The sequence below is a fragment of the Pseudarthrobacter sp. LMD1-1-1.1 genome (assembly GCF_040676255.1).
GTDB lineage: Bacteria > Actinomycetota > Actinomycetes > Actinomycetales > Micrococcaceae > Arthrobacter.
Map to the genome: position 1 here is coordinate 523,733 of NZ_JBEGHP010000012.1, position 22,708 is coordinate 546,440.

Sequence of the window (22,708 nt, forward strand, 5' to 3'; positions counted from 1 at the left end):
CTTGGTTCGTCCCGGAAATCCGGTCCGCCGGGGGAAAAGACGCCTCAGTCCAGTTCGCCCAGGCGCCACGCGTTGGCCGCGTGTTCAAGGTCCTCGGCGGTCTTGACCAGCTGGTGGGAGTTGCGGGTCAGTTTGCTGGCGTGGGCCTCGTTGGCATGCTCGGCGCCGTCGGCGAGGGTGGCCTGGCCGAGCGCCACCACGCGGCAGAAGGCGGCGGAACGTTCCAGCGCGACGTCGAAATCGCCGTCGAACGCGCCGGAAAGGATGGCGTCCGCCATGGTGCGCATTTCGTCGGCGCCGGGCGGCTCAGCCGCGCCGGCCACCACGTTGGATACCTGGGCGGTGTCCCTGCCCGCGCGGAAGTAGACGCTGATGCGTTCGGGGTCCTGGACGGTGGCGGCACGCAGTGCGTAGAGCCGCCAGAGGGCGCCGGGAAGGGAGCGGGCAGGGCTCTCCGCCCACATCTCGGCGATGGCGTCCAGGCCCTGTTCGTCCGCGAGCTTCACCAGGCGTTCGGTGATCACCGGATCGTCGCTGTCGCGGCCATGGCGGACCAGGGCCTGCGCGGCAAGGTGGGCAGCCTCTGATACCCGGGCGGGATCGGCACCGCCTGCGAAGGGCTCGAAATCCATCGGAGCGAATGGCTTGGGCTTATGGTGCCGGTTGCTGCCGCCGTATGGAGTTGTTCCTGCTTGCTCGCTCATGCCCCCCACGCTACTCCTGTGCCACAGCGGAAATCGAGCGTCCGCGGGGCTTGTCCGGTGACGGCGGCAGGGGCCCGGACCGCGGGGTGAAAACGTACGACGGCGGCGCCCGGGGCGTGTGCGAAGTGTCCGGAACCATGGGTTAGAGTATTAACGTCCAGAAATGGATTGGGCCGTACGGGCAAAACACAGCGTGTTTGACCGGCCGGCAGGGGCCTTTAGCTCAGTTGGTAGAGCATCGGACTTTTAATCCGTGGGTCGTGGGTTCGAGCCCCACAGGGCCCACCCATCAAGACCGCGAGGGTCCGCCGCGAACGTGCAGGCGGGCCCCATGCTTTTAAGCAGCCACGGTCAGGCAGCCACAACAGCCCCGTTCCGCGGCAGTCCGCCCGCGAAAGAGACGGGAACCGCGGAAGCCTGTCCAGGGTCTGCCGAGTCCATGGCCTGCACGTGCACGTGCGGTTCCGTGCTGTTGCCCGAGTTGCCGCACAGTCCCACCGGCTCCCCGCAACCCACCATCTGGCCCGGCTGGACGCAGACGCTCCCGCGTTTGAGATGGCACAGCGCGATGAACACCCCGCCGGACTCGATGATCACGTGGTTGCCGGCCAAGCCCAGCCACCCCTCCCGCACGCGCCGGGCCTGGGTTGCGGCATAACCGATCGAAGGAAAACCGCGGAAAGCTGCGTGGTCAGGTTCCCCGTCATGGGCGGCGCACACCACGCCGGACGCCGGCGCCGTCACAGTCCTGCCGAACCCTGCGAAGCGTTCCGGCGGCTCGGGCCGGAACAGTGAGGCCAGGGTGAGCGGCGCCGACTGCCCGTTGGCATCCACCGGCGTGAAATCGATGGCGAAGCTCGTGGCAAAGAGCCGCGTCCCGTGGCTGGGAACCCGGTCCGCCGGTGAGTTCTGCACCAGCCAGGTGCCCATGAAGGGATAGGCCAGGTCAACCGGGCCTGCCGGATTCACGGTTCAGCCGGCGGGATCGTACTGGAAGGCGCGCAGCTCCTGCGGGCAGCGGCAGGCCACCGCGATCTTCGCAGCCCACTGCACCGCGGCGTAGTATGCGGGCAGTTCCAGCACCGTGTAGCCGCCCTCGATCTGCGCGGTCTGGGGGTAGGTGCCCGCACGTACCGTTCCGTCACCGCTGACGGTGACGGGCGGGACACGCTCGTCAATGCCGCCCCCGAAAACCCAGACTCCGGCGTCTTTGGCCTCCTGGACCACGGCATGGGCGGCGTCTGCTACCTCCTGCAGGCCGCCGTCGGGGATGTCCATGGCGCCGCTGGGAAACGAGATCAGGTACTTGGTCATTCCGCCGGCTCCTTCTTCGCAAACGGTGGATCACCCTCATCCTTCCCATTGGTCAGCTGCCGCGCAAGGATTCAGCCGCACTCTTCACGGGCGCCCAAGCCGGCGGCACCAGCGGGCGCAACACGGGGAGCTGCGGAGGCGGCAGCAGGCACAATAGGCACATGGTAAAAACCAGCAAGGGCCGGATGCCGCGCCTGGAAGACGTGGCCAAGGTGGCCGGCGTCTCCCACCAGACCGTCTCCCGCGTGGTGAACAACCACCCCAACGTGAGCAAGGCGACCCGGGAAAAGGTGGAGGCAGCCATTGCCGAGCTGGGGTACCGCCGCAACACCGCGGCCCGGAGCCTGGTCACGCGGCGCTCGCAGACCATCGGCGTGCTGGCCAGTGAACTCTCCCAGTACGGGCCCGCCAACACCCTGCTGGGGGTGGAACATGCGGCCCGCAACGCCGGCTACTTTGTCAGCATCGCGGCGTTGCGGGAAGTGAGCAGGTACGCCATCGCCGACGCGGTGGGCCACTTCATGGACCAGGCCGTGGACGGGATTGCGGTACTGGTCCCGCACGCGGACACCCTGGCCGTGCTGGAGCAGCTGAACCTTCCGGTGCCCGTGGTGGCCGTGGGCTCCGCCGGCAGCGCCTCCGTCAGCGGGGCCATGGTGGACCAGCGCGCGGGCGCCAGGCTCGCCGTCGAACATCTGGTCAAGGAGGGCCACCTGCGGATCGGGCATATCGCCGGCCCTCCCGACTGGACGGACGGTGCCGAGCGCGCGGAGGGCTGGCGCGCGGTGCTTCGGGAGGCAGGGCTGGACGAATCACTCCTGGTGGAAGGGGACTGGAGTGCGGGGAGCGGCTATGCAATCGGCCGCCGGCTGGCGTCCGGACTCACGGCCACGGCCATCTTTGTGGGGAACGACCAGATGGCCCTGGGCCTCCTGCGCGCGTTCACCGAGGCGGGCGTCAGGGTGCCCGACGACGTCTCCGTGGTCGGCTTCGACGACCAGCCCGAAGCGGGCTACTTCACGCCGCCGCTGACAACCGTACGCCAGGACTTCGAGGAACTGGGGCGCCGCTGCATGGACATCATGCTCGCTGAAATTGAGTCAGGTGCCGCGGTGAGCTCCACGGTGGTGCCGCCGCAGCTTGTCCTCCGCGGCAGCACCGCCGCCCCGGCGTCCGGTTAGAGGCTCACGGGGTGCCTGGAGGGGCGGCCTAAACCCCGACGGAAGAAAAGTTAAAAAATCTCCATGAATCTGCATCCAAATCCGGGCCAGCGCCGGTAGTAGGGGTGTCAGCAAAAACGCCCGGCAGCCGGGCCGTTCAAGGAGATGGACATGCGCAACACAATCTTTACCGCAGGTGCCGGGGCGGCAGTCATTGCAGCCGCAATCGCCCTGGCCGGCCCCGCCAACGCAGCAGAGGGAGACGCCCAGCTCTCAGTGCTGCACGGCGTTCCCGGACTCACCGTGGACGTCTGGGTCAACGGCGACCGGACGCTGGACGATTTCACCCCGGGAACCCTCGCCGGTCCGCTGGCCCTTCCCGCGGGCACCTACGAAATTGCCATCACGGCAGCCGACGCAGCAGACGCGTCCGCCCCCGCCATCGGTCCCGTCAGCGTCAACCTGGCCGCCAACGGAAACTACACAGCAGCCGCCCACCTCGGCGCAGACGGCAAGCCAACGGCAAGCCTGTTCACCAATGACGTGTCCCGGATCGAGGCCGGCAAAGGCAAACTGACCGTCCGGCATGCCGCCGCCGCACCCGCCGTCGATGTCCTGGCCGGCGGCACCGCCGTCGTCACCAACCTGGCCAACCCGAACGAACAAACCCTGACCCTCGATCCCGGCACGGTCCCGGCCGCAGTCGCTGCCGCCGGCACCACCACCCCCGTGATCGGCCCGGCGGACGTCACGGTGGCCGAAGGGACGCACACCATTGTCTACGCCTGGGGCAGCCTGGCGGACCAGAACCTGAAGCTGGCCGTTCAGACCATCGAGGGCCTGCACACCGCTCCGGCCTCGGTGCCCGGCGCCCTTGACGGTTCCGCAAAGACCGGCGGGGCGGGTCCCGCAGTTGCCACCGCCGGGTTCGGCCTGGCAGCGCTGGCCCTGCTGGCCGGGGCGGTGGGCGTAGGCCGCGCCGTCCGCGCCCGGCGGACCGAGCTGTAGCCGCCCGGCTGCAGGACCATCAGTGCAGGGGCCCGTCCGCACACCCGCGGTCGGGCCCCTGCGCGGGCCCCCTTTGTTCCCCAACCGATGTCTTCTTTGGAAGGAGGCCAGTCATGAACGCACTTACGACGCCGGAAGGCCGGTCCCGCAGTCGGCCTGCCTCAAGGGGTGCGGCAGCAGCGCTGGTGGCTGGAGTGCTGGTTCTCTCCGGCTGCGGTTCCGCCGGCCCGTCCAATTCCGGGCAGGCACCGCCGGCTTCCCTGCTGCCGCAGGCGACCGCCCCTTCCAGCGCCGCCGCCTCCACCCCAAACCCTTCCAGTCCTGGCAGCACGCGGCCGGGGGACATCCCGCTCCGGCCAGCCACCCTGCCGGTGAACGCTCCAGCCCCGGTACCCACGTCGCTCACCGTGGCCGGCACGGCCATTGATATGCCGGTGGTGCCCGGGGGAGTGTCCACCGCAGCAGCGATGGAGATCCCGGACGTGTTCGACCGTGCCGCCTGGTACAGGTTCGGCCCCGCCCCCGGGGCGGCCGAAGGCGCCGCCGTCATCGCCGGACATATCGACACCACCTCGGACCGCGCGCCCTTCTCCGCCCTGAAGTCGCTCCCGGCGGGAACCATTATCCGCGTGGGAAGGGACGGCGCCCCCTCCCTCAGCTACCGGGTGGTGGGCGTGGAGCTGATGGCCAAGGACAGGTTCGACGGCGCGTCCCTTTTCAGGCGGTCAGGGCCCCATGAACTCAAGCTGGTCACCTGCGGCGGCAAATGGCTGGACGAGCGGATGGACTACAGCGACAATGTGATTGTCACCGCAGTCCCTGCCTGAACCGGTCCCCGCATGAACCAGTTCCTGCACAGCCGGTGGCCAGCCATGTATCTCGTCGCCGAAGCCGGGAGGGAGCCGCCCGTGACCCTCCCCGGCCGCGCGTCCCCTGGATGGGATGACGGGCTCACCGACTCTTTCCTGTCCGGCGATGAGCACGCACTGGCGGCGGCCTACCGCGAGTTCGCGCCGCTGGTGCATACGCTGGCCCTCCGCTCCCTCGCGGACCGCGCGGCGGCGGACGACGTGACCCAGGAGGTCTTCATTCGGGTGTGGCGCTCCCGGAGCACCTTCAACCCGCAGGTTGCCCGGCTCCCGGCGTGGATTGTTGGCATTACGCGCAATGCCATCGCGGATGCGCAGCAGTCGTCGGCCCGCGAAGCGCGCAAAGCCTACGCTGCCGCCGGCGCCGGCCTGGCCGGGGACGCGGGGGCAGGAACGGAGGCCGCGGAAACGCTGGCGGACCGGCTGCTCCTGGACGGTGAACTGGAAAGGCTGGGTGAGCCCCAGGGGTCCATCATGAAGCTTGCCTTCTACGAGGACCTGACGCACGAACAGATTTCGCGGAAACTGGACCTTCCCCTTGGTACCGTCAAGAGCCACATCCGCCGCAGCCTGACGCACCTGAGAAGCAGATTGGAGGTAGACCATGCCGCATCTTGATCCGGAACAGTTGAGCCTCCTGGCGCTGTACGACGAATGGGACGACCCGGGCGGCCGGGAGCACCTCCTGGCCTGCCCGCAGTGCGCCGCCGACTACGCCGCCCTGCGGCGGGCGGTGGACGCGGTGAAGACGACGCCGGACACCAGCCTGCTCTCCGTGCCCGGGCCCCAGGTCTGGGCCGGAATCCACCGCGAACTTGGCTTGGGCGATTACACCCGGGAGGACCCGCTTGCGGCCGGGGTGCCGGCGGAACCCGGGCCTGTGGAAGACGTTTCAGGGGAACGCGGGGCTGAGCGTCGCGGGACTGACGGAGGTGCCGCACCACCCGCCGGCACGCCCGCACCCGGGGACATTCCGACGTCGAACGTTGTCCCTCTCGGTGACAAAACAAGCGGCAGCCGGACAAGGCGAACCCCGACAGGGGGTGCCGGAACGGACCGTGCCCGGACGAGGGGCGCGTGGCAGCGCCCCGGAACGTGGCTGGCAACGGCGGCAGCTGCTGTCCTGGTGGTTTTCGGCGCCGTCTGGGCCTTCAACCGCCCGCCCCAGCCCCAGGAGCTGGCGGCAACCCAGCTGACCCCGCTGCCGCAGCACTCCGCGGCGGGATCGGCCAAAGTGGTGGAGGCCAAGGATGGTTCCCGCAGCCTGGAGGTCAGCCTGGACAAGGATGAAGCCAAGGGTTACCAGGAGGTGTGGCTGATCGCGCCGGACCTTTCCAAGCTGGTCAGCCTGGGCGTCATGAACTCCACATCAGGAACGTTCCCGGTGCCTGCCGGACTTGACCTGTCCCAGTACCCGGTGGTGGATGTATCGGACGAGCCCATGGACGGCAACCCGGCCCACTCCACCATAAGCATTGCCCGGGGCACCCTCACATCCTGATTCGGGCCCGCGGGCGCACCCGCCAACCAGGCTGGACCGGCAGCGGGTCAGCGGCCGAAGTGTGAGTGCGGAGCACCTTCCGGAAGCCGCTCCAGGATGTCCTCGGCCACCTTGCGCACCTTGATGTTGCGGTGGCTTGACGCCTTGGCGAGGATGGCGAACGCCTCCTGGTAGGAGCACCTGTTCTGGGCCATGATCACGCCGCAGGCCACATTGATGGACGTGCGGCTGTCCAGGGCCGAGCGGAGGTCCGTGGCCAGCGACCGCGCAGTGTGCAGGTTGATAGCCATCTGCAGGCTTTTGGTTGCCAGCATCGCGAAGGTACGTGCCTCCGCGATGACCTGGAGCGGGAAGGCCTTCGAGTCCTGGGCGAAGAAGGCGAGGGCGGCCCTTGACTGGCCGAGTTCGCTGTTGCCGGGGATCCCGTCGTCGGCGGGAAGTTCTGCGTCCAGGCGGAGCCTGACCGCGAGGGCGCTGCCGAAGCCGGCCGCCTGCAGTTGGCTGGAATAGTGGCGCCAGCGGAAGTCCCCGTTCCTTTGGAGGACGGCCACGGGGTGGCCGCCTGCCATGACGTCGGTCACCGGTCCTTCGGCCGTTTCCCGTTCCCACTCCAGCAGGGTGACTACCTCGTCGGTGGTGCCGGTGACGGCGGGACCGCGTTTGGGCTGGTGAAGCACCAGGCCGCAGCCGACGTCGATGCCGGCGGTCCTGACCACGTGCGCGGCCGATGCCGCCACCAGCAGGTCCAGGGAGTCTGCCAGGGTCCGGGCGCCATTGACCAGGTCCAGCAGGAGAGCCGTGTTCTGTGGGTTTGCGTGCTCATGGCTGCCCTCCCCGGGCAGCGGTGCGTGGCCCCTCCGGGAGAGCGGAGGGGTAAGAGGGCCGGCGACGGCTGGGGGAGAGTCCTTGGTCTCGAAGGACTCCTCGTCGCCGGCCCCGCCTATCACCCCGGTCCGATGGACCGGGAAGCCTGCGCGGCCTATGTGTGGTGAACGATGCATTGCCGGTCTCACACCCCCCTAGTGAGCCAAGTACCGAGAGCCTGAAGGTCTTGTCTCTGTGAAAAAACCTAATGGGCCTCCGGTCCCCGGTGAATGCGTAGCTGGTACCTGTTTTTTCGATTAGGTAGTACTTGGAGGTTCCGGGTCCTGCGCTGGTTGGAGCGTCGCCGCAGGTGGGCGCGCCGCGGGGTCCTCCGGTCCCGGCTGGAACCTCCCGGCGGCGCCGCAGGCCAAACCCTTGACTCCCGGAGCGGGGCAACAAACAATATCTTCTATAACGTTGTAAAAACTACCCGAGGATGTCCCTGTGACCCAGCCACAACCAGCCGCAGCCAAAATCACCATCGATCCGTCGTTCACCGTGGGCCCCGTCCGCCGTCGAACGTTTGGCGCGTTCGTTGAGCACCTGGGCCGGTGCGTCTACACCGGGATCTTCGAACCCGGACACCCGGACGCCGATGAGGACGGCTTCCGCAAGGACGTCCTGGAACTGACCCGTGAACTTGGCGTTTCCACCGTGCGGTACCCGGGCGGCAACTTCGTCTCCGGCTACCGCTGGGAGGACGGCGTGGGCCCGGTGGACCAGCGTCCCGCCCGCCTGGACCTGGCCTGGCACTCAACCGACCCCAATACCGTGGGCGTGGACGAGTTCGCTAAGTGGTCGGTCAAGGCCGGCGTGGAACCCATGATGGCCGTCAACCTGGGCACCCGCGGCGTGCAGGAGGCACTGGACCTCGTGGAGTACTGCAACATCGACGGCGGGACGGCCCTGTCCGAGCAACGCCGCAGCAACGGGGCAGGCAACGGCTACGGCATCAAGATGTGGTGCCTGGGCAACGAAATGGACGGCCCCTGGCAGATCGGCCACAAGAACGCCCTGGAGTACGGCCGGCTCGCGGCGGACACAGCCCGCGGGATGCGCATGATCGACCCGGACCTGGAACTCGTGGCCTGCGGCAGCTCCGGGCCCAGCATGCCCACCTTTGGGGAGTGGGAGCGGGTGGTCCTGACGGAAACCTACGACCTGGTGGACCTGATCTCGGCGCACCAGTACTTCGAGGACTTCGGCGACCTGCAGGAACACCTGGCTGCCGGGCACAAGATGGAAGCCTTTATCCGCGACATCGTGAGCCACATCGATCACGTGAAGTCAGTCAAGAAGTCCAGCAGGCAGGTGAACATCTCCTTCGACGAATGGAACGTCTGGCACATGAGCCGCGACGAGTCCAAGGTGCCCACAGGCAAGGACTGGCCGGTGGCCCCCGTCCTGCTGGAGGACACCTACACAGTGGCGGACGCCGTAGTGGTGGGGGACCTCCTGGTCACGCTGCTCCGGAACACCAACCGCGTCCACTCGGCAAGCCTGGCGCAGCTGGTGAACGTCATCGCACCCATCATGACCGAACCCGGAGGCCGGTCCTGGAAGCAGACCACCTTCCACCCCTTCGCCCTGACCTCCCGGCACGCCTCCGGCACGGTGCTGCAGCTCGCCGTCGAATCCCCCTTGGTCAACGGCGGCACCACGACCGGCTTCGCGGCACTGTCCGCCGTCGCCACCTACGACCCGGACAAGGGTGAGGCCACAGTGTTCGCAGTGAACCGATCGGCCGCCGGTGCCCTCGCACTGGATGCTGCCGTGGCAGGCCTGGGCGATGTCCGGGTGGTGGAGGCCGTCACCTACGCCAACAAGGACCCCTACTGGCAGGCCAGCGCCGACGATTCCACCTCCGTCCTGCCCTCGGAAAACGGCACGGTGAAGGTGGAAGGCGGCCGGCTCACCGCTGAGCTTCCGGCCGTGTCCTGGTCCATGATCCGGCTGGCCGTGGAGTCCTGACCCGGCGAAATTTCCCTGGGGGCGTGCTTATGACGACGGCGGTCCGCAGGTGGGAGGATGGACGGCATGGAACTGCACATCACGGGTGATCCCGTCGCGGACAAGTTGTTGAGTGAGGACGATTTTGCCCTCCTGACCGGCATGCTGCTGGACCAGCAGGTAACGATGGAATCCGCGTTCGCCGGGCCGGAAAAGATCCGGACCCGGATCGGGTCGCTCAAGCCCGGGGCCATTGCGGCGCATGATCCTGCGGCGTTCGTGGAGATGTTCAAGGAACGGCCCGCCGTCCACCGTTTTCCGGGCTCCATGGCTGCGCGCGTGCAGGCGCTCGCCGAGGCGGTCCAGAACGAGTGGGACGGTGACGCCGCCGCCATCTGGACCAAAGGCTCGCCGGACGGTGCCGAGGTGCTGCGGCGGCTCAAAGCGCTGCCCGGTTTCGGGGAGCAAAAGGCGAAGATCTTCCTTGCCTTGCTGGGCAAGCAGCGGGGCCTGGAGGCTCCGGGCTGGCGCGAAGCGGCAGGACACTACGGTGAGGATGGCGCCTACCTGTCGGTGGCCGACATCGTGGACCCGGAATCCCTGGTCAAGGTGCGGGCCAGCAAGCAGGCTGCCAAGGCGGCGGCAAAGGCAGGAAAAGAACGTTAATGGCAGTCACCATGAACGACGTCGCGAGGGCGGCAGGCGTCTCCCTCAAAACCGTTTCGAACGTCCTGAACGACTATGAATTCATCCGTCCCGCCACCAAGCAACGGGTGCAGGATGCCATCGCGGAGCTGGGCTACGAGGCCAACCTCACCGCCCGCAGCCTGCGGTCCGGCAAGACGTCCATGCTGGGCCTGGTCCTGTCCGACCTTTCCGCCCCCTACTATGCCGAGCTGGCGTCCAGGCTGATGAAGGCTGCCGCCCGGCACGGGTACCGGGTGATGGTGGAGCAGTCCGACGCCGAAGCCTCCGCTGAACTTGGCGCCCTCCAGGGGACCTTCCGGCAGCTCACCGACGGCCTCCTGTTCACGCCGCTGGTGGTGGACGCGGATGCTATTGCCGCGCGGGCGGGCAAAAAACCGCTGGTGATGCTCGGCGAGCACATCGTGGATCCCCGGTTCGATCTGGTGACCATGAAGAATGAGGAAGCTGCGGCTGCGCTGACCAGGCACCTGCTGGCCGGCGGCCGCCGTCGTATCGCCGTGGTGGGAGCGAACGCGGGGGAGTCCGCCGGGACTGCGGGCCTGCGCCTGAACGGGTACCGGAGTGCGCTGGCGGAAGCAGGCATCCCCTTCGACGCCGCGCTCGTGGCACCGGCTGAATGGCGGCGCGATACGGGTGCTGGCGCCGTCGCCGGCCTGCTGGATAAGGGCGTGGAGTTCGACGCCGTCTTCGGGCTGAATGACGTACTGGCGCTGGGGGCCATGCACGAGCTGCTGATCCGCGGCGTCAAGGTGCCGCAGGACGTGGCGGTGGCCGGTTTTGACGACATCGACGAGGCGCGGTTCGCGTCCCCCTCCCTGACCACCGTCTCGCCGGGCATGGATGAGATCGCGGAGCGGTCCATCCATCTGCTGCTGGAGCGGATCGCCGGCAGGGAGCCCTCGGAACAGGGCGTGCACGTGGAAGCCGGGTTCGAACTGAAGGTCAGGGAATCCGCACCCTAGGGTTTCGCCGCGCTCCACGCGGGTAACTTTTCCTCACCACCCGGCCCACCGGTTCAACGAGGAAAGGTGCCCACATGATTGCCCTCTTGGTCATCGACATGCAGAACGCATTCTTCGAAACGCCCGAACTGGCGGCCCAGCAGGACCGGGTGGTCAGTGAGTGCAACCGGCTGCTGGAAGGGTTCAAGGCCGCCGGGCACGCCGCGCTCCTGGTCGGCACCGAACACGAGCGGGACAAGTCCACCTGGACCCTCAGCATGCTGGACGACGACCAGGGCTTCATCTTCCGCGGGAGCGGACAGGCCCAATCGGTGCCCGGCCTCACCAAGGAGGACCTGCCCCAGTTGAACAAGACCAGGGACAGTGCCTTCGTGGGAACCAACCTGCTGGCCCGGCTGCGGAACTGGGACGCCGGCGAGGTGGTGCTCGCCGGAGTCTCCACGCACAACTGCATCGCCCAGACCGCAGCCGACGCATTCGCGCACAACATCCGGGTCACCTACGCCAAGGACGCGATGGCCTCCGAAGCCGACCAGGACGCTGCCGACATGCTCCGCATCCTCTCCGCCACTTACCGGCAGCCCATCCAGTCCAGCGACGAGATCCTTGCCCGGCTCAGCGGGGCAAACTAGCCTTCCCACCGTTGGGGCATATCCCCAGCTTTTGTTGATACTCCTGAAACCTGGCGGAAACGTGACCCGCTTACGCTGGCAGCACGCCGCAGGCCGTCGAAGGGAACCCCATGCATCTTATGCCGCGTGAGCAGGAGAAACTCCTGATCGTGGTGGCCGCCGACCTGGCCCGCCGAAGGCAGTCCCGCGGCCTCAAGCTCAACTACCCCGAGGCCGTAGCCATCATCAGCTATGAACTGATCGAAGGCGCCCGCGACGGCAGGAGCGTGGCCGACCTCATGAGCTACGGCACCACCCTGCTCACCCGGGCGGACGTGATGGAAGGCGTGCCGGAGATGATCCACGACGTCCAGATCGAGGCCACCTTCCCGGACGGCACCAAGCTTGTCACCGTCCATAACCCCATCCGTTAAGGAGCGCGGCAATGATTCCAGGCGAGTACGTCCTCCGGCCGGAGCCCGTGACCGCGAATGCGGGCCGTAAGGCCATCGAGGTGGCCGTGACCAACACGGGCGACCGGCCCGTCCAGGTGGGGTCGCATTTCCATTTTGCCGAGGCCAACGCGGCCCTGGCCTTCGACCGCGAAGCAGCTTACGGCCGGCGCCTGGACATCCCAGCGGGAACGGCAGCCAGGTTCGAGCCGGGGGATTCGCGGAGCGTGAGGCTTATTGAACTGGCCGGGACCCGGGAGGTCTACGGGCTCAGCAACGCGGTCAATGGAAGGCTCGACGGCGGCACGCGCCAAAGCGGGCCTGTTACGGAAGGGGACGGCGAATGAGCTTCGACATTCCGCGCCGCCAGTACGCGGACCTCTACGGCCCCACCACCGGGGACAGGATCCGCCTGGCGGACACCGGACTCTTCCTCGAAATCGAAGAGGACCTCACCGTGTACGGCGAGGAAGTGGTGTTCGGCGGCGGCAAGGTGATCCGCGACGGCATGGGGCAGAACGGCCAGGCAACCCGTGATGAGGACATTCCGGACACCGTCATCACCAACGCCGTGATCCTGGACCACACGGGCATCTACAAGGCGGACGTGGCGCTGAAGGACGGCCACATCTTCCGGATCGGCAAGGCCGGCAACCCGCAGATCACCGACGGCGTGGACATCGTGATCGGCTCAAGCACCGAAATCATCGCGGGCGAGCGGAAAATCCTCACCGCCGGCGGCATCGACACCCACATCCACTTCATCTCCCCGGACCAGATCCCCACCGCCCTGGCCAGCGGCGTGACCACGATGATCGGCGGCGGTACCGGCCCCGCCGAAGGCACCAAAGCCACCACCGTGACGCCCGGAAAGTGGCACATCCAGCGGATGCTGCAGGCCGCCGAGGCGTTCCCCATGAACATCGGCCTGTTCGGCAAAGGCCACGCATCCGCCGTCGAACCCCTCGCCGAGCAGATCCGTGCCGGTGCCATCGGCCTCAAGGTCCATGAAGACTGGGGAGCCACCACCTCCTCCATCGACACATCGCTCCAGGTCGCGGACGAGTACGACGTCCAGGTGGCCATCCACACCGACACCCTGAACGAGTGCGGGTTCGTGGAGGACACCATCCGCGCCATCGCCGGCCGGGTCATCCACACCTTCCACACCGAAGGCGCCGGCGGCGGCCACGCTCCGGACATCATCAAGATTGCAGGCATGCCCAACGTCCTGCCGGCCTCCACCAACCCCACACTGCCGTACACGCGCAACACCATCGAAGAGCACCTGGACATGCTGATGGTCTGCCACCACCTCAACCCGGACATCCCCGAGGACGTGGCCTTCGCTGACTCCCGCATCCGCGCCGAAACCATCGCCGCGGAAGACGTCCTGCAGGACCTGGGCATCTTCTCCATCACCTCCTCCGACTCCCAGGCCATGGGCCGGGTAGGCGAGGTGATCACCCGCACCTGGCAGGTGGCGGACAAAATGAAGAAGCAGCGCGGGGTGTTGGAAGATGCCGACGGCGGGGCGCACGGCAGTGCGGACAGCGACAACTTCCGGCTCAAGCGCTACGTCGCCAAGTACACCGTCAACCCCGCCATCGCGCAGGGCATCGCCGATTCCGTAGGGTCAGTGGAAGTGGGCAAGTTCGCGGACCTGGTGCTGTGGGACCCGGCGTTCTTCGGCGTCAAACCGGAACTGGTGCTCAAAGGCGGCCAGATCGCCTACGCACTCATGGGCGACTCCAACGGGTCCATCCCCACCCCGCAGCCGCGCACCATGCGTCCCATGTTCGCCACCTTCGGCAAGGCTGTGCAGCAGTCCTCCATCACCTTCCTGTCCAAGGCGGCGATCGACGCCGGCGTGCCCCAGGAACTGGGCCTGGAAAAGGTCATCCGGCCCGTCTCCGGAATCCGGAACCTCACCAAAGCCGACCTCAAATACAACGACGCCACGCCCGACATCCAGGTGGACCCGGAAACCTACCAGGTGACGGTAGACGGCGAGGACGTCACCTGCGAACCGTCCGACGTGCTGCCCATGGCCCAGCGGTACTTCCTCTTCTAGAACCGCGAATTCCAAACCCCCGAAAGCAACCACATGATCATCGACAAAGTCCTGGGCAACCTGCACGACCTGCCGGACTCCGACCTCGCAGCCTACGCCGGCCTGCACCGCGAAAAAGTCGTCCTGCCCAGCGCCCAGCTGGTCAAACGCATCCAGCGCGCCACCACCGACCACGGCAAGGAAATCGGCATCCGCCTCCCCGCCGGCTCCGGCGACCTCCGCGACGGCGACATCCTCCACGTCGAAGAAGCCAACATGATCGTGGTGTCCGTGCTGCCCACCGACGTCCTGGTCATCGCGCCCCGCACCATCCACGAAATGGGCGTCACTGCGCACTCCCTCGGCAACCGCCACCTCCAGGCACAGTTCTTCGACGCGGACAGCGAGTATGGGGCGGCCGTCATGGTGTGCGCCTACGACCACACCGTCGAGGACTACCTCACCCATGCCGGTGTGCCCTACTCCCGCCAGGAACGCGTCATTCCTGTGCCTTTCCGCCATGCTGAACACTCGCACTAGTAACCCTGTCGCAGCGCTGCGCGCTCCACGGGTGGTGTCACTTGGGTGCGCCGGCCCGGATTGGGGGCCGTGCCCGCTTCGCGGTGGCCGCCACGCCGCGGCCCCCAATCCGGGCCGTCGCGATGCTCCGTCCCGTTGGGCGGCAGGGCGGTGAGCGGGTATCAGCTGGCGTTGCAGCAGTTGGTTGATTCTGCTTTGCCTACTGGGGCTTTTGCTCACTCTTTTGGGTTTGAGACGTACATCGATCGGGAGCTCGTTTTTGATGAAGGGTCTTTCGGGTTCTGGCTCGGTGCCTTCGTCGGCCAGCAGCTGACCTATTCCGATGGGCTTGCTGTTCGGCTGCTCTATGAGGGGGCTGATCTTGGGGAGCTGGACTCGCTTTTGTCCGCTTCCCTTTTGCCGCGGCAGGTCCGGGAGGCCAGTGTGAAGATGGGCGGCCGGCTGCTCGAGATTGGGGCTGAGGTGTTTCCCTCGCCCGCGCTGGAACTGTACCGGGACCTGGTGGCCACGGGCCGCGCCGCCGGGCACCAGCCGCTGGCGTTCGCCGTCGTCGCACGCTCCCTGGGCGTACCGCTGCAGGAGGCGCTCGCCGCCTACCTCTTCGCCACCGTCACGTCCCTCACCCAGAACGCCGTCCGCGCCATCCCGCTCGGCCAGAACGCCGGGCAGCGCGTGCTGCGGAAAGCGCACGACGACGTCGCTGCCGCCATCGACGCGGTCGCGCACCTCACGGCGGACGACCTCGGCGCCGTCAGCCCCGGACTGGAAATTTCGCAAATGCGGCACGAACGCCAGCGTGCCCGGATGTTCATGAGCTGACAGGGCTCGTGACCTAGGAGGAAACCATGACTGAACCCATCAAAATCGGCATCGGCGGGCCCGTCGGCGCCGGTAAAACCCAGCTCGTGGAACGCCTCACCCGGCACATGAGCGGCGACATCTCCATGGCCGCCATCACCAACGACATCTACACCATCGAGGACGCCAAAATCCTCGCCGCCAACGGCATCCTGCCCGTGGACCGCATCATCGGCGTCGAAACCGGGGGCTGCCCGCACACCGCCATCCGCGAAGACACCTCCATGAACACCGCCGCCATCGAGGAACTCAAAACCCGGCACCCGGACCTGCAGGTCATCTTCGTCGAATCCGGCGGCGACAACCTCTCTGCCACCTTCAGCCCCGAACTGGTGGACTTCTCCATCTACATCATCGACGTGGCCCAAGGCGAAAAGATCCCCCGCAAAGCCGGCCAGGGCATGATCAAATCCGACCTCTTCATCATCAACAAAACCGACCTCGCACCCCACGTCGGCGCCGACCTGTCAATCATGGAAAAGGATTCGAAGGAATTTAGAGGGGATAAGCCCTTCTGCTTCACTAACCTCAAAACCGACGAAGGCCTCGAGAAGGTCATCGAATGGATAAGGCACGACGTCCTGATGCTCGACCTGGCATGAGCACGACGGCGGTTGGGTCACCTCAAGCAGGCACCTCGCCGGGGCCTGCGCCCGCGGGTGAGTCTGCTTCCGGCGCTTCGTCGGGGATAGGGGGCCGTGCCCGCTTCGCGGTGCCCGCCACGCCGCGGCCCCCTATCCCCGACTCCGCTCACGCTGAGAAGTCACCGATGGGACGGCTTGAGTTGGGCGTCAGTTTGCGGCACGGCAGGTCGGTTGCCTCGCACCAGTTTCATCAAGGGGCGCTTCGGGTGATGCGACCTCACTATCTCGATGACTCCGGGCAGGTTTGCTACGTCATCGTGAATCCTGGCGGGGCCTATTTAGGGGCGGACCTGTTCCTGCTCGATATTGAAGTCCAGGACGGGGCTGACCTGCTGCTGACCACCCAGTCCGCCACCAAGATTTACCGGACTCCGGGCTCTTTTGCCGAGCAGCGGATGGTTTTGCGGCTCGGGGAGGAGGCGCGGCTGGAACTCATGCCGGACCAGCTCATCGCCTACCGGGAAGCCAGCTACCGGCAGCGGACGTCCGTGACCCTGCGGCCCTCGTCGTCGCTGGTCATGGCCGAGGTCGTGACGCCCGGCTGGTCGCCCGACGGCGCCGCCTTCCGGTACGAGGAAGTGCGCCTGAGGAACCACATCTGTGTGGAAACCGGGGCGGGCGTCGAACTGCTGGCGCTGGACAACCTGCTGATCCGGCCGCCGCTCCACGACGTCACCGGTCTGGGGTTCATGGAAGGCTACAGCCACCTCGGATCGCTGGTGGTGGTGGATCCCAGGGTGGACCAGGCGCTTGCCGACGAACTGCACCTGCTGACCGCTGACCACGAGGCCCTGACCGGCATCTCGCTGACCCGCACTGTTGCGGGGACCACCGGGCTGGTGCTGCGGAGCCTCTCCAACAGCACGGACGAACTGAACCGCCTGCTTCGATCCTGCACGGACCTGCTGCGGGGACGCTGGTACGGCCAGGGACCGCTGGACCTGAGGAAGCACTGATGGCCGGCATCGCCGCGCTCTACCGGGACCGGGACTCGCTGCCGCTCCGGACCCGGGCGCTCTTCACCTTTGGTGCCGTGGCCGCGCTGCACGCTGCCGCCGTCGTCCTTTTGCTTGCCGGAACCCGGACCGGGGGCGGCGGGGCGCTCTCCTGGGGACTTGTCCTCACCGCCTACCTGGCCGGGGTGAAGCACAGCTACGACTGGGACCACCTGGCCGCCATCGACAACTCCACCCGGAAGTTCGTGGCACAGCGGCAGCATCCGGTGAGCGTGGGCTTCGCGTTCAGCCTGGGGCACAGCTCGGTGGTGACCCTGGCGGGGGTGCTGGTGATCGCCGGTGCGTCCTTGGTTGGCGGCCTAATGGAGGACGGTACGGCCGGGAACCTGGTGCTGGGGCTGATCGGCAGCGGTGTATCCGGGCTGTTCCTGCTGGCCATGGGGCTGTTCAACGGCTCGGCCTTCACCCGCTCGGCCGCTGCCTTCCGGCGTTCCCGGGCCGGAGCAGCCATTGATCCCCGCGACCTGGAACCGCAGGGCCTGGTGGCGCGGCTGCTGGCCAAACCCCTCGCCAGGGTGCGCCGGCCGCGGAACATCTACGTGATTGGCTTCCTCTTTGGGCTGGGTTTCGATACCGCCACCACCATCGGGCTGCTGATGATGACGACGGCGGCGTCCCTAGCCGGGGTGCCCCCGTTCGCCCTGCTCGCCCTCCCGCTCGCCTTCGCAGCCGCGATGACGCTGTGTGATTCGGTGAACGGCCTGGTGATGATGCGGATGTACCGCTCGGCACTGGCGGACCCGGGGCGGAAGCTTGGCTTCAATGCTGTGGTGACGGGCATCTCGGCGGTCTCGGCCCTGTTCATTGCCGTGATCACTTTGGCCGGCTTCTTTCACGCCGCATTCGGTTTGCATGATCCGGTGACGGCGTGGCTTTCATCGATCAACCTGGGCGACGCAGGACTGCTGCTGGTGGCGCTGCTGCTGGCCGTCTGGGGCGGGGCCGCGCTGGCGTGGAGGCAGGCCCGGAACGGATAGGGGCGCGGAGCCGGCATCCACTGCCGGCGCCGCGCCCCCCGTTGTGGTGGGCGGCTCCTAGCCGAAATCGGCCACGTAGCTGGGAACTCCGACGGCGTCCGTGGACACCGGCGCTCCGGTGTCATTGACCACGTGGTCCAATGTCCCGGCGCCAAGATTCACGGTCAGCAGGCTGTGCAGCTTCACGCCGGGCGTCACCGGCACCTCGAAGCCGCGGGTGGCGTGGATGGTGGGGTCCACGTTGTTGTACACATAGCTGCCGCCGCCCCAGAGTTCATGGGTTTTGACGGAGTCCGAGACCTTGTAGCCGGCCCAGCCGAGAATCCCGTCATGCTGCCACGCTGCCTGGTTGGGGGCGTCGTAGGGCAGTTCGTTCTGGAAGAAGACCGTTTTGCCGTTTTCGCCGTTCCAGATGACGTTGTACTCCTGGTAGTGCTCCACGAACAGCCCGGTGGCGGTGACGTTGTTGCCGTTGACGATCACGCCGTTCCTGCCGGTGTTGGTGGTCCAACCGACACCGTTCCCGTGGTCTGCGCGCCAGGCCCAGATGTGGTCCAGGAGTACGTTGTCGCTGTTGACTTCCAGGCTGACCGAGGCCTTGCCCACATGGGGCCCGCCGATGCGGAAGAACACATCGTGGAGGGTGGTGGGATTGGCCGGATCGCTGCGGACGGCAGAGTTGGCCGCTCCGCCCCCGGCGCCCGGGATTGCCTTGCCGATGCGCATCAGGGCGGGTGAGTTGACCTCACCGGCATCCACGGTGACGGCAGCAATGTCCACGCCGGGGACATCCGCGACTGTCAGGGGAACCGATCCGTTGACGGCGGAAAGTGTTGCCATTCCAAGTCCAAGCACCACTGTTCCTGCGCGCTTGACCTCGATGCTGCGGTCAATGTCGTAGACCCCGGGGGTAAGGAGCAGGTTCTTTCCACGGGCCAGTTGCGTGTTGATGGTCTGCACTGAATCGCCGGGCGATGCGACGTAGAAGTCGGCCAGCGGGATGCTGCGGCCTTCCGTAGGGCCGTTTTCCCACGTGGTCCCCGCTGAGTCCTGGTGCACGGAGGGCACGAACACGCTGTACTGCCCGGCGGGGTCCACCGTCAGGTAGGGCTTCTCGCGGCTGATGGGAGTCGTGTCCAGGGTGGTGTACGGCGGGTCCGGGAAGGAATCTGCAGGTGCCCCGTTGACGCCCGAGAACACCTGGTTCCAGACTCCGTTGGACCAGCTTCCAATGCTGCTGTTGCGCACCAGGTACTGCTGCTGGGAGCCGTTGATGACGGCGCCCGTCGTGGAATCAGCGATGAAGCCGCCGCTGGCGTACTGCGGGCCGGCGGTGCAGTAGTCCATCAGGGAGAGGTTGCCGCCGGTGATGTTGACCCGGCGCATCGGCGAAGCCTGGGAGGCTGCCCAGAAGTTTGCCGAGCTGCGGCAGCCTTCGAGGCCGGTGACATTGATGGTGAGGTTGGACAGGGAGCGCCAGAAGTTGTTGAGGGCGATGCAGTTGTCCGCGGTGAGGCAGCGGTTGTAGACGTCGACGTGTCCATTGATGGTGACGTCGGTGGGTGCAGCACCCAGTCCGGCGACTTCCGTGGAATAGCCCACCTGGACAATCAGCGGCTCCTCGGGGGTGCCGTAGGTGCCGGGCTTGAACAGCAGGGAGTAGCGCTTGGTCCCCATTTCGTCATCCACCTGCTGCGCCGCAATGGCGTCCACCGTGGCCTGGATCTGCGCCACGGGCATGCCGGGATCGAAGACGTAGGTGTTGGGCCCGAACGGGTTTTGCGGCGCCGGCGGTGGCGACGCCGGAGCCTGGACTGCGGGCTGCGCGGCTGAGGGTGCGGCCTGTGCCGGAACGGTCGCGCCGGCGGCGAACAGCCCGATGAGGAGGGCGGTGCTTGCGGCAACGATGCCATGGTGGTGCCGGCGCTGCGGCGGAAGGGGTCTGGGTGCATCAGGGCGTGAGGATAGCGGCATTGCTGGTCCTGTCAGTGGTGGGGCTGGACGACCATAACGGCTGCGAGGGGCAGCCGGGGTCGAGTGGTGGGAGCGCTCCCGTCGGGGAAGCGTAGCATCGGGTTTTGGCCGGAGCAAGGGTTTCGCGGGAGCGCTCCCACTGAGCGGCGGTGTCGTATTGTCGGTGTAATGAACGAAAAGACCAGCCGGGCCGCTCCGGCCGGCCCCGCGCGGCCCAGCCCCACGCTGGAGGACCTGGCATCGGCCGCTGGGGTGTCCCGCTCTACTGCATCCCGCGCCATCAACGGCGGCTCCAAGGTGAGTGCGCAGGCCCAGGCTGCGGTTGATGCCGCGATCGTGGCACTCGGCTACACCCCAAACCGTGCCGCGCGAAGCCTGGTCACCCGGCGCACGGGTTCGGTGGCACTGGTCATCCCCGAACCCGACGCCCGGGTCATGATGGACCCGTACTTCGCCGCAGTCATTACGGGAGTCAATGAAGCACTGCGTGAGACGGACCTGCAGCTGGTACTGCTGATGTCCCGGGCCGGCGACGACTCGGCGCGGACCATCCGCTACCTGCGCGGGGGCCACGTTGACGGTGCGATCGTGGTATCCCACCACCGTGCTGACGACTGGGTGGAGACCCTGGGCGCTACCGGGTTGCCCACCGTCTTCATCGGAAGGCCGTGGGACACGGAATCCGGGATTCCCTACGTGGACCTGGACAACGTCGAGGGCGGGCGGCTGGCGGCACGGCACCTGGCGGGAACCGGCCGCACCCGGCTCGCCACTGTCGCCGGCCCCACTGACATGACGGCCGCCGTCGACCGCCTGGAAGGATGGCTGCAGGGGCTCAGGGAAGCCGGCCTTGAGCCCGGACCGGTGATGCACGGGGACTTCACGACGGCGGGAGGTGCCGCCGCTGCCAAGAGCCTGCTGGCCGGGACGCCCGGCGTGGACGGGATATTCGCAGCCTCCGACCTCATGGCCCTGGGCGTCGTGGACAGTCTGCGCAGCGCGGGGCTGAGCGTGCCGGACGATGTGGCGGTGGTGGGCTTCGACAACCACCCCATCCAGGCGGCAAACGGCCTGGGACTCACCACCGTGGCCCATCCCGTGGCGGACATCGCGGCTGCGGCCGGAAAGCTGCTGGTCAGCGCCATCGGCAACCCCGGAGAGGCCTGGGAGCCCGTCATTTATCCGGCGGAACTGGTGGTGCGCGGAAGCACTGTTTTGTAGCCGGCGGCACCGGTCTTCCGCCCGGGACTTAGGCGGCCAGGCCGCCCTTCGCCTTGCGGTGTGTCCGGTGCCTGGCCGGTGCCAGGCGTGAATGGGCGCCCGCGAGAACCTCGCTGCCGTCCGGCACGGTGCTGTCCGAATCCAGGTGTACGCCGTGCTCGATCAGGACGCTGGAGCCAATGCGCGAGTGGCTGCCAATGTGGACGCGGTTGCCGATCACGGTGCCCCGGCCGATGCGCACGCCGTCGCCGATGACCGTCCGGTCACCGATGGTCGCGCCGCGGTCGATCCAGCTGCCGTGTCCAATCCGGCAGCCTGAACCCACCTGCGCGCCGTGCTCAACGTAGGTCATGGGGCCGATCCGGGCGCTCTCCGCCACGCTGGCTCCCGGAGCGATGAGGCCGCCGCCGTTGTCATGGCGGCTGTACCGGGTGACCTTTCCGGCGTCGTCCTCGACTGACACAAACTTTGCGGTCATACCATCCCTCGTTACCACCGCGGTTATTTACCGCGCAGTAGGTTAACGGCCGGGAGGCCGCGAGGATTCCCTGGACTGGGCCGCGGAGGGGCTACGCCACCAGGTTGGCGGCGGCGGTATCCATGTGTTCCAGGATGGTCTTCCGGGCCAGGGTGGCATCCCCGGTGTCGATGGCGCCCACGATGTCCTTGTGGCGGTCAACGCTCATGTTGCTGACGCCCTTTTCCAGGCCCGCGAACATGATGGACATCCGGATGGACCCTTCCAATGACTCCCAGGAGTGGAGCAGGGTTTCATTGCCCGTGAGCCGGCAGAGGGTTCGGTGGAATTCGAGATCGGACTCGATCCGCTCCTCCAGGCTTCCGTTCGTGGCCTCCGTCATGGCGTCGATGGCTTTGTGGAGGGATTCGGTGACGTGCTGCCGGTCCGGGAGCTCGCAGAGTGTCCGGGCGGCGAGGGATTCCAGGGCGGCGCGGACGGCGTAGATGTCCCGGATTTCCTTTTCGTCCAGGTGGCGGACGGAGAGGCGGCCACGGGGTCCGGCGGACAGCAGGCCCTCCTGTTCCAGCTGGCGGAGGGCTTCGCGGAGCGTGCCGCGGCTGATCTGCAGCATCTCGGACAGTTCGGTTTCCACCAGGTGCCGGCCCGGTTCCAGCTCGCCGCTGGTGATGGCGGTCCTCAGTGCCGAGAGCGCCTGCTCGCGCAGGCTTTTCTTTTCCAGTCCCAGCAGCGGGGCGGTCAGTCCGGCCATGGCTTCTGTCCTCAATGTCATAAGTCGACTGTTTACAGTCGGTAGTGGTTTCGATATTACGGCAGAAAGCACGGCACCGGAGGGGACCGGTGC

At 67.2% G+C, this 22,708-nt stretch carries 25 protein-coding genes and 1 tRNA gene; 19 read left to right on the forward strand and 7 right to left on the reverse strand.

Annotated elements, in window-relative coordinates:
* Positions 1–44: 44 nt before the first annotated feature.
* On the reverse strand, positions 45–704 hold the full coding sequence (locus MRBLMD1_RS07990; protein ID WP_159634234.1) for a hypothetical protein: 660 nt from the start codon (positions 702–704) through the stop codon (positions 45–47).
* A gap of 212 nt (positions 705–916) precedes the next feature.
* Here MRBLMD1_RS07990 and MRBLMD1_RS07995 point away from each other — a divergent pair.
* Positions 917–989, forward strand: a tRNA-Lys gene (locus MRBLMD1_RS07995).
* A gap of 66 nt (positions 990–1,055) precedes the next feature.
* Here MRBLMD1_RS07995 and MRBLMD1_RS08000 read toward each other — a convergent pair.
* Entirely contained in the window at positions 1,056–1,673 is a 618-nt protein-coding gene (locus tag MRBLMD1_RS08000; RefSeq protein ID WP_364398676.1) for a M23 family metallopeptidase, read from the reverse strand.
* Positions 1,674–1,676: 3 nt separating this feature from the next.
* Positions 1,677–2,018, reverse strand: coding sequence for a YciI family protein (locus MRBLMD1_RS08005; RefSeq protein WP_364398678.1), 342 nt, complete (start codon positions 2,016–2,018; stop codon positions 1,677–1,679).
* A 161-nt stretch (positions 2,019–2,179) separates the two neighbouring features.
* On the opposite strand from MRBLMD1_RS08005, the gene MRBLMD1_RS08010 reads away from it, so the two are divergent.
* The 5 genes from MRBLMD1_RS08010 to MRBLMD1_RS08030 all read left to right on the forward strand — a co-directional run bounded on the left by MRBLMD1_RS08010 (position 2,180) and on the right by MRBLMD1_RS08030 (position 6,556).
* Positions 2,180–3,199 (forward strand): LacI family DNA-binding transcriptional regulator, encoded by a 1,020-nt coding sequence (locus MRBLMD1_RS08010; RefSeq protein ID WP_364398680.1) that lies wholly within the window; start codon positions 2,180–2,182, stop codon positions 3,197–3,199.
* Between the two features lie 150 nt (positions 3,200–3,349).
* A complete protein-coding gene (locus MRBLMD1_RS08015; protein WP_364398682.1) occupies positions 3,350–4,186 on the forward strand; it encodes a DUF4397 domain-containing protein in 837 nt (278 codons plus the stop codon).
* A 113-nt stretch (positions 4,187–4,299) separates the two neighbouring features.
* Positions 4,300–5,013 carry a class F sortase gene (locus tag MRBLMD1_RS08020; RefSeq protein WP_364398684.1) on the forward strand — a complete coding sequence of 238 codons (714 nt, stop codon included), beginning with the start codon at positions 4,300–4,302 and terminating at the stop codon, positions 5,011–5,013.
* Positions 5,014–5,058: 45 nt separating this feature from the next.
* Positions 5,059–5,673 carry an RNA polymerase sigma factor gene (locus tag MRBLMD1_RS08025; protein ID WP_277999656.1) on the forward strand — a complete coding sequence of 205 codons (615 nt, stop codon included), beginning with the start codon at positions 5,059–5,061 and terminating at the stop codon, positions 5,671–5,673.
* On the forward strand, positions 5,660–6,556 hold the full coding sequence (locus tag MRBLMD1_RS08030) for an anti-sigma factor (protein WP_364398686.1): 897 nt from the start codon (positions 5,660–5,662) through the stop codon (positions 6,554–6,556). The genes MRBLMD1_RS08025 and MRBLMD1_RS08030 overlap by 14 nt, the downstream gene beginning before the upstream one ends.
* Positions 6,557–6,603: 47 nt before the next feature.
* Here the strand turns inward: MRBLMD1_RS08030 and MRBLMD1_RS08035 are convergent, their stop codons facing one another.
* Positions 6,604–7,557: an ANTAR domain-containing response regulator gene (locus tag MRBLMD1_RS08035; RefSeq protein ID WP_364398688.1), complete on the reverse strand. Its 954-nt coding sequence runs from the start codon at positions 7,555–7,557 to the stop codon at positions 6,604–6,606.
* Between the two features lie 307 nt (positions 7,558–7,864).
* On the opposite strand from MRBLMD1_RS08035, the gene MRBLMD1_RS08040 reads away from it, so the two are divergent.
* The 12 genes from MRBLMD1_RS08040 to MRBLMD1_RS08095 all read left to right on the forward strand — a co-directional run bounded on the left by MRBLMD1_RS08040 (position 7,865) and on the right by MRBLMD1_RS08095 (position 18,191).
* A complete protein-coding gene (locus MRBLMD1_RS08040) occupies positions 7,865–9,391 on the forward strand; it encodes an alpha-N-arabinofuranosidase (RefSeq protein WP_364398690.1) in 1,527 nt (508 codons plus the stop codon).
* A gap of 57 nt (positions 9,392–9,448) precedes the next feature.
* A complete protein-coding gene (locus MRBLMD1_RS08045; RefSeq protein WP_224024306.1) occupies positions 9,449–10,036 on the forward strand; it encodes an HhH-GPD-type base excision DNA repair protein in 588 nt (195 codons plus the stop codon).
* Complete coding sequence (locus MRBLMD1_RS08050; protein ID WP_364398692.1) at positions 10,036–11,040, forward strand: LacI family DNA-binding transcriptional regulator; 1,005 nt, start codon at positions 10,036–10,038, stop codon at positions 11,038–11,040. Before MRBLMD1_RS08045 ends, MRBLMD1_RS08050 begins: the two co-directional genes overlap by 1 nt.
* Positions 11,041–11,114: 74 nt before the next feature.
* Positions 11,115–11,672 (forward strand): cysteine hydrolase family protein, encoded by a 558-nt coding sequence (locus MRBLMD1_RS08055; RefSeq protein ID WP_364398694.1) that lies wholly within the window; start codon positions 11,115–11,117, stop codon positions 11,670–11,672.
* A gap of 110 nt (positions 11,673–11,782) precedes the next feature.
* Positions 11,783–12,085: an urease subunit gamma gene (locus MRBLMD1_RS08060; protein WP_224024310.1), complete on the forward strand. Its 303-nt coding sequence runs from the start codon at positions 11,783–11,785 to the stop codon at positions 12,083–12,085.
* 11 nt (positions 12,086–12,096) lie between these two features.
* A complete protein-coding gene (locus MRBLMD1_RS08065) occupies positions 12,097–12,450 on the forward strand; it encodes an urease subunit beta (RefSeq protein WP_364398697.1) in 354 nt (117 codons plus the stop codon).
* Entirely contained in the window at positions 12,447–14,177 is a 1,731-nt protein-coding gene (gene ureC / locus MRBLMD1_RS08070) for an urease subunit alpha (RefSeq protein WP_364398699.1), read from the forward strand. The genes MRBLMD1_RS08065 and ureC overlap by 4 nt, the downstream gene beginning before the upstream one ends.
* Before the next feature lie 33 nt (positions 14,178–14,210).
* On the forward strand, positions 14,211–14,696 hold the full coding sequence (gene ureE / locus MRBLMD1_RS08075; RefSeq protein WP_364398701.1) for an urease accessory protein UreE: 486 nt from the start codon (positions 14,211–14,213) through the stop codon (positions 14,694–14,696).
* A 150-nt stretch (positions 14,697–14,846) separates the two neighbouring features.
* A complete protein-coding gene (locus tag MRBLMD1_RS08080) occupies positions 14,847–15,515 on the forward strand; it encodes an urease accessory protein UreF (RefSeq protein WP_364398703.1) in 669 nt (222 codons plus the stop codon).
* A gap of 26 nt (positions 15,516–15,541) precedes the next feature.
* Complete coding sequence (ureG, locus tag MRBLMD1_RS08085; RefSeq protein ID WP_275181922.1) at positions 15,542–16,156, forward strand: urease accessory protein UreG; 615 nt, start codon at positions 15,542–15,544, stop codon at positions 16,154–16,156.
* A gap of 167 nt (positions 16,157–16,323) precedes the next feature.
* On the forward strand, positions 16,324–17,154 hold the full coding sequence (locus MRBLMD1_RS08090) for an urease accessory protein UreD (RefSeq protein WP_364398705.1): 831 nt from the start codon (positions 16,324–16,326) through the stop codon (positions 17,152–17,154).
* Positions 17,154–18,191 (forward strand): HoxN/HupN/NixA family nickel/cobalt transporter, encoded by a 1,038-nt coding sequence (locus MRBLMD1_RS08095; RefSeq protein ID WP_364398707.1) that lies wholly within the window; start codon positions 17,154–17,156, stop codon positions 18,189–18,191. The genes MRBLMD1_RS08090 and MRBLMD1_RS08095 overlap by 1 nt, the downstream gene beginning before the upstream one ends.
* Positions 18,192–18,248: 57 nt before the next feature.
* Here the strand turns inward: MRBLMD1_RS08095 and MRBLMD1_RS08100 are convergent, their stop codons facing one another.
* Entirely contained in the window at positions 18,249–20,165 is a 1,917-nt protein-coding gene (locus MRBLMD1_RS08100) for an adenylyl cyclase (protein ID WP_364398709.1), read from the reverse strand.
* Positions 20,166–20,333: 168 nt separating this feature from the next.
* Between MRBLMD1_RS08100 and MRBLMD1_RS08105 the strand changes: the two genes are divergently transcribed.
* The gene (locus tag MRBLMD1_RS08105; RefSeq protein WP_364398711.1) at positions 20,334–21,386 is read left to right on the forward strand and encodes a LacI family DNA-binding transcriptional regulator; all 1,053 of its coding nucleotides are present in this window, start codon (positions 20,334–20,336) and stop codon (positions 21,384–21,386) included.
* A 28-nt stretch (positions 21,387–21,414) separates the two neighbouring features.
* Here MRBLMD1_RS08105 and MRBLMD1_RS08110 read toward each other — a convergent pair whose 3' ends face one another.
* Positions 21,415–21,864, reverse strand: a complete 450-nt coding sequence (locus MRBLMD1_RS08110; protein WP_224024327.1) for a DapH/DapD/GlmU-related protein — start codon at positions 21,862–21,864, stop codon at positions 21,415–21,417.
* A gap of 91 nt (positions 21,865–21,955) precedes the next feature.
* Positions 21,956–22,615: a GntR family transcriptional regulator gene (locus MRBLMD1_RS08115; RefSeq protein ID WP_159635915.1), complete on the reverse strand. Its 660-nt coding sequence runs from the start codon at positions 22,613–22,615 to the stop codon at positions 21,956–21,958.
* Between the last annotated feature and the right edge of the window lie 93 nt (positions 22,616–22,708).

Excerpts from the sequence above, each read along its gene's own strand:
- MRBLMD1_RS08035 (WP_364398688.1), bottom strand. The coding sequence starts at position 7,557 with ATGCATCGTTCACCACACATAGGCCGCGCAGGCTTCCCGGTCCATCGG.
- MRBLMD1_RS08105 (WP_364398711.1), top strand. The coding sequence starts at position 20,334 with ATGAACGAAAAGACCAGCCGGGCCGCTCCGGCCGGCCCCGCGCGGCCC.
- MRBLMD1_RS08100 (WP_364398709.1), bottom strand. The coding sequence starts at position 20,165 with ATGCCGCTATCCTCACGCCCTGATGCACCCAGACCCCTTCCGCCGCAG.
- MRBLMD1_RS08005 (WP_364398678.1), bottom strand. The coding sequence starts at position 2,018 with ATGACCAAGTACCTGATCTCGTTTCCCAGCGGCGCCATGGACATCCCC.
- MRBLMD1_RS08110 (WP_224024327.1), bottom strand. The coding sequence starts at position 21,864 with ATGACCGCAAAGTTTGTGTCAGTCGAGGACGACGCCGGAAAGGTCACC.
- MRBLMD1_RS08115 (WP_159635915.1), bottom strand. The coding sequence starts at position 22,615 with ATGGCCGGACTGACCGCCCCGCTGCTGGGACTGGAAAAGAAAAGCCTG.
- MRBLMD1_RS08095 (WP_364398707.1), top strand. The coding sequence starts at position 17,154 with ATGGCCGGCATCGCCGCGCTCTACCGGGACCGGGACTCGCTGCCGCTC.
- MRBLMD1_RS08090 (WP_364398705.1), top strand. The coding sequence starts at position 16,324 with ATGGGACGGCTTGAGTTGGGCGTCAGTTTGCGGCACGGCAGGTCGGTT.
- MRBLMD1_RS07990 (WP_159634234.1), bottom strand. The coding sequence starts at position 704 with ATGAGCGAGCAAGCAGGAACAACTCCATACGGCGGCAGCAACCGGCAC.
- ureC (WP_364398699.1), top strand. The coding sequence starts at position 12,447 with ATGAGCTTCGACATTCCGCGCCGCCAGTACGCGGACCTCTACGGCCCC.
- MRBLMD1_RS08060 (WP_224024310.1), top strand. The coding sequence starts at position 11,783 with ATGCATCTTATGCCGCGTGAGCAGGAGAAACTCCTGATCGTGGTGGCC.
- MRBLMD1_RS08055 (WP_364398694.1), top strand. The coding sequence starts at position 11,115 with ATGATTGCCCTCTTGGTCATCGACATGCAGAACGCATTCTTCGAAACG.
- MRBLMD1_RS08020 (WP_364398684.1), top strand. The coding sequence starts at position 4,300 with ATGAACGCACTTACGACGCCGGAAGGCCGGTCCCGCAGTCGGCCTGCC.
- MRBLMD1_RS08015 (WP_364398682.1), top strand. The coding sequence starts at position 3,350 with ATGCGCAACACAATCTTTACCGCAGGTGCCGGGGCGGCAGTCATTGCA.
- MRBLMD1_RS08050 (WP_364398692.1), top strand. The coding sequence starts at position 10,036 with ATGGCAGTCACCATGAACGACGTCGCGAGGGCGGCAGGCGTCTCCCTC.
- MRBLMD1_RS08025 (WP_277999656.1), top strand. The coding sequence starts at position 5,059 with ATGTATCTCGTCGCCGAAGCCGGGAGGGAGCCGCCCGTGACCCTCCCC.
- ureG (WP_275181922.1), top strand. The coding sequence starts at position 15,542 with ATGACTGAACCCATCAAAATCGGCATCGGCGGGCCCGTCGGCGCCGGT.
- MRBLMD1_RS08065 (WP_364398697.1), top strand. The coding sequence starts at position 12,097 with ATGATTCCAGGCGAGTACGTCCTCCGGCCGGAGCCCGTGACCGCGAAT.
- MRBLMD1_RS08030 (WP_364398686.1), top strand. The coding sequence starts at position 5,660 with ATGCCGCATCTTGATCCGGAACAGTTGAGCCTCCTGGCGCTGTACGAC.
- MRBLMD1_RS08010 (WP_364398680.1), top strand. The coding sequence starts at position 2,180 with ATGGTAAAAACCAGCAAGGGCCGGATGCCGCGCCTGGAAGACGTGGCC.
- MRBLMD1_RS08045 (WP_224024306.1), top strand. The coding sequence starts at position 9,449 with ATGGACGGCATGGAACTGCACATCACGGGTGATCCCGTCGCGGACAAG.
- ureE (WP_364398701.1), top strand. The coding sequence starts at position 14,211 with ATGATCATCGACAAAGTCCTGGGCAACCTGCACGACCTGCCGGACTCC.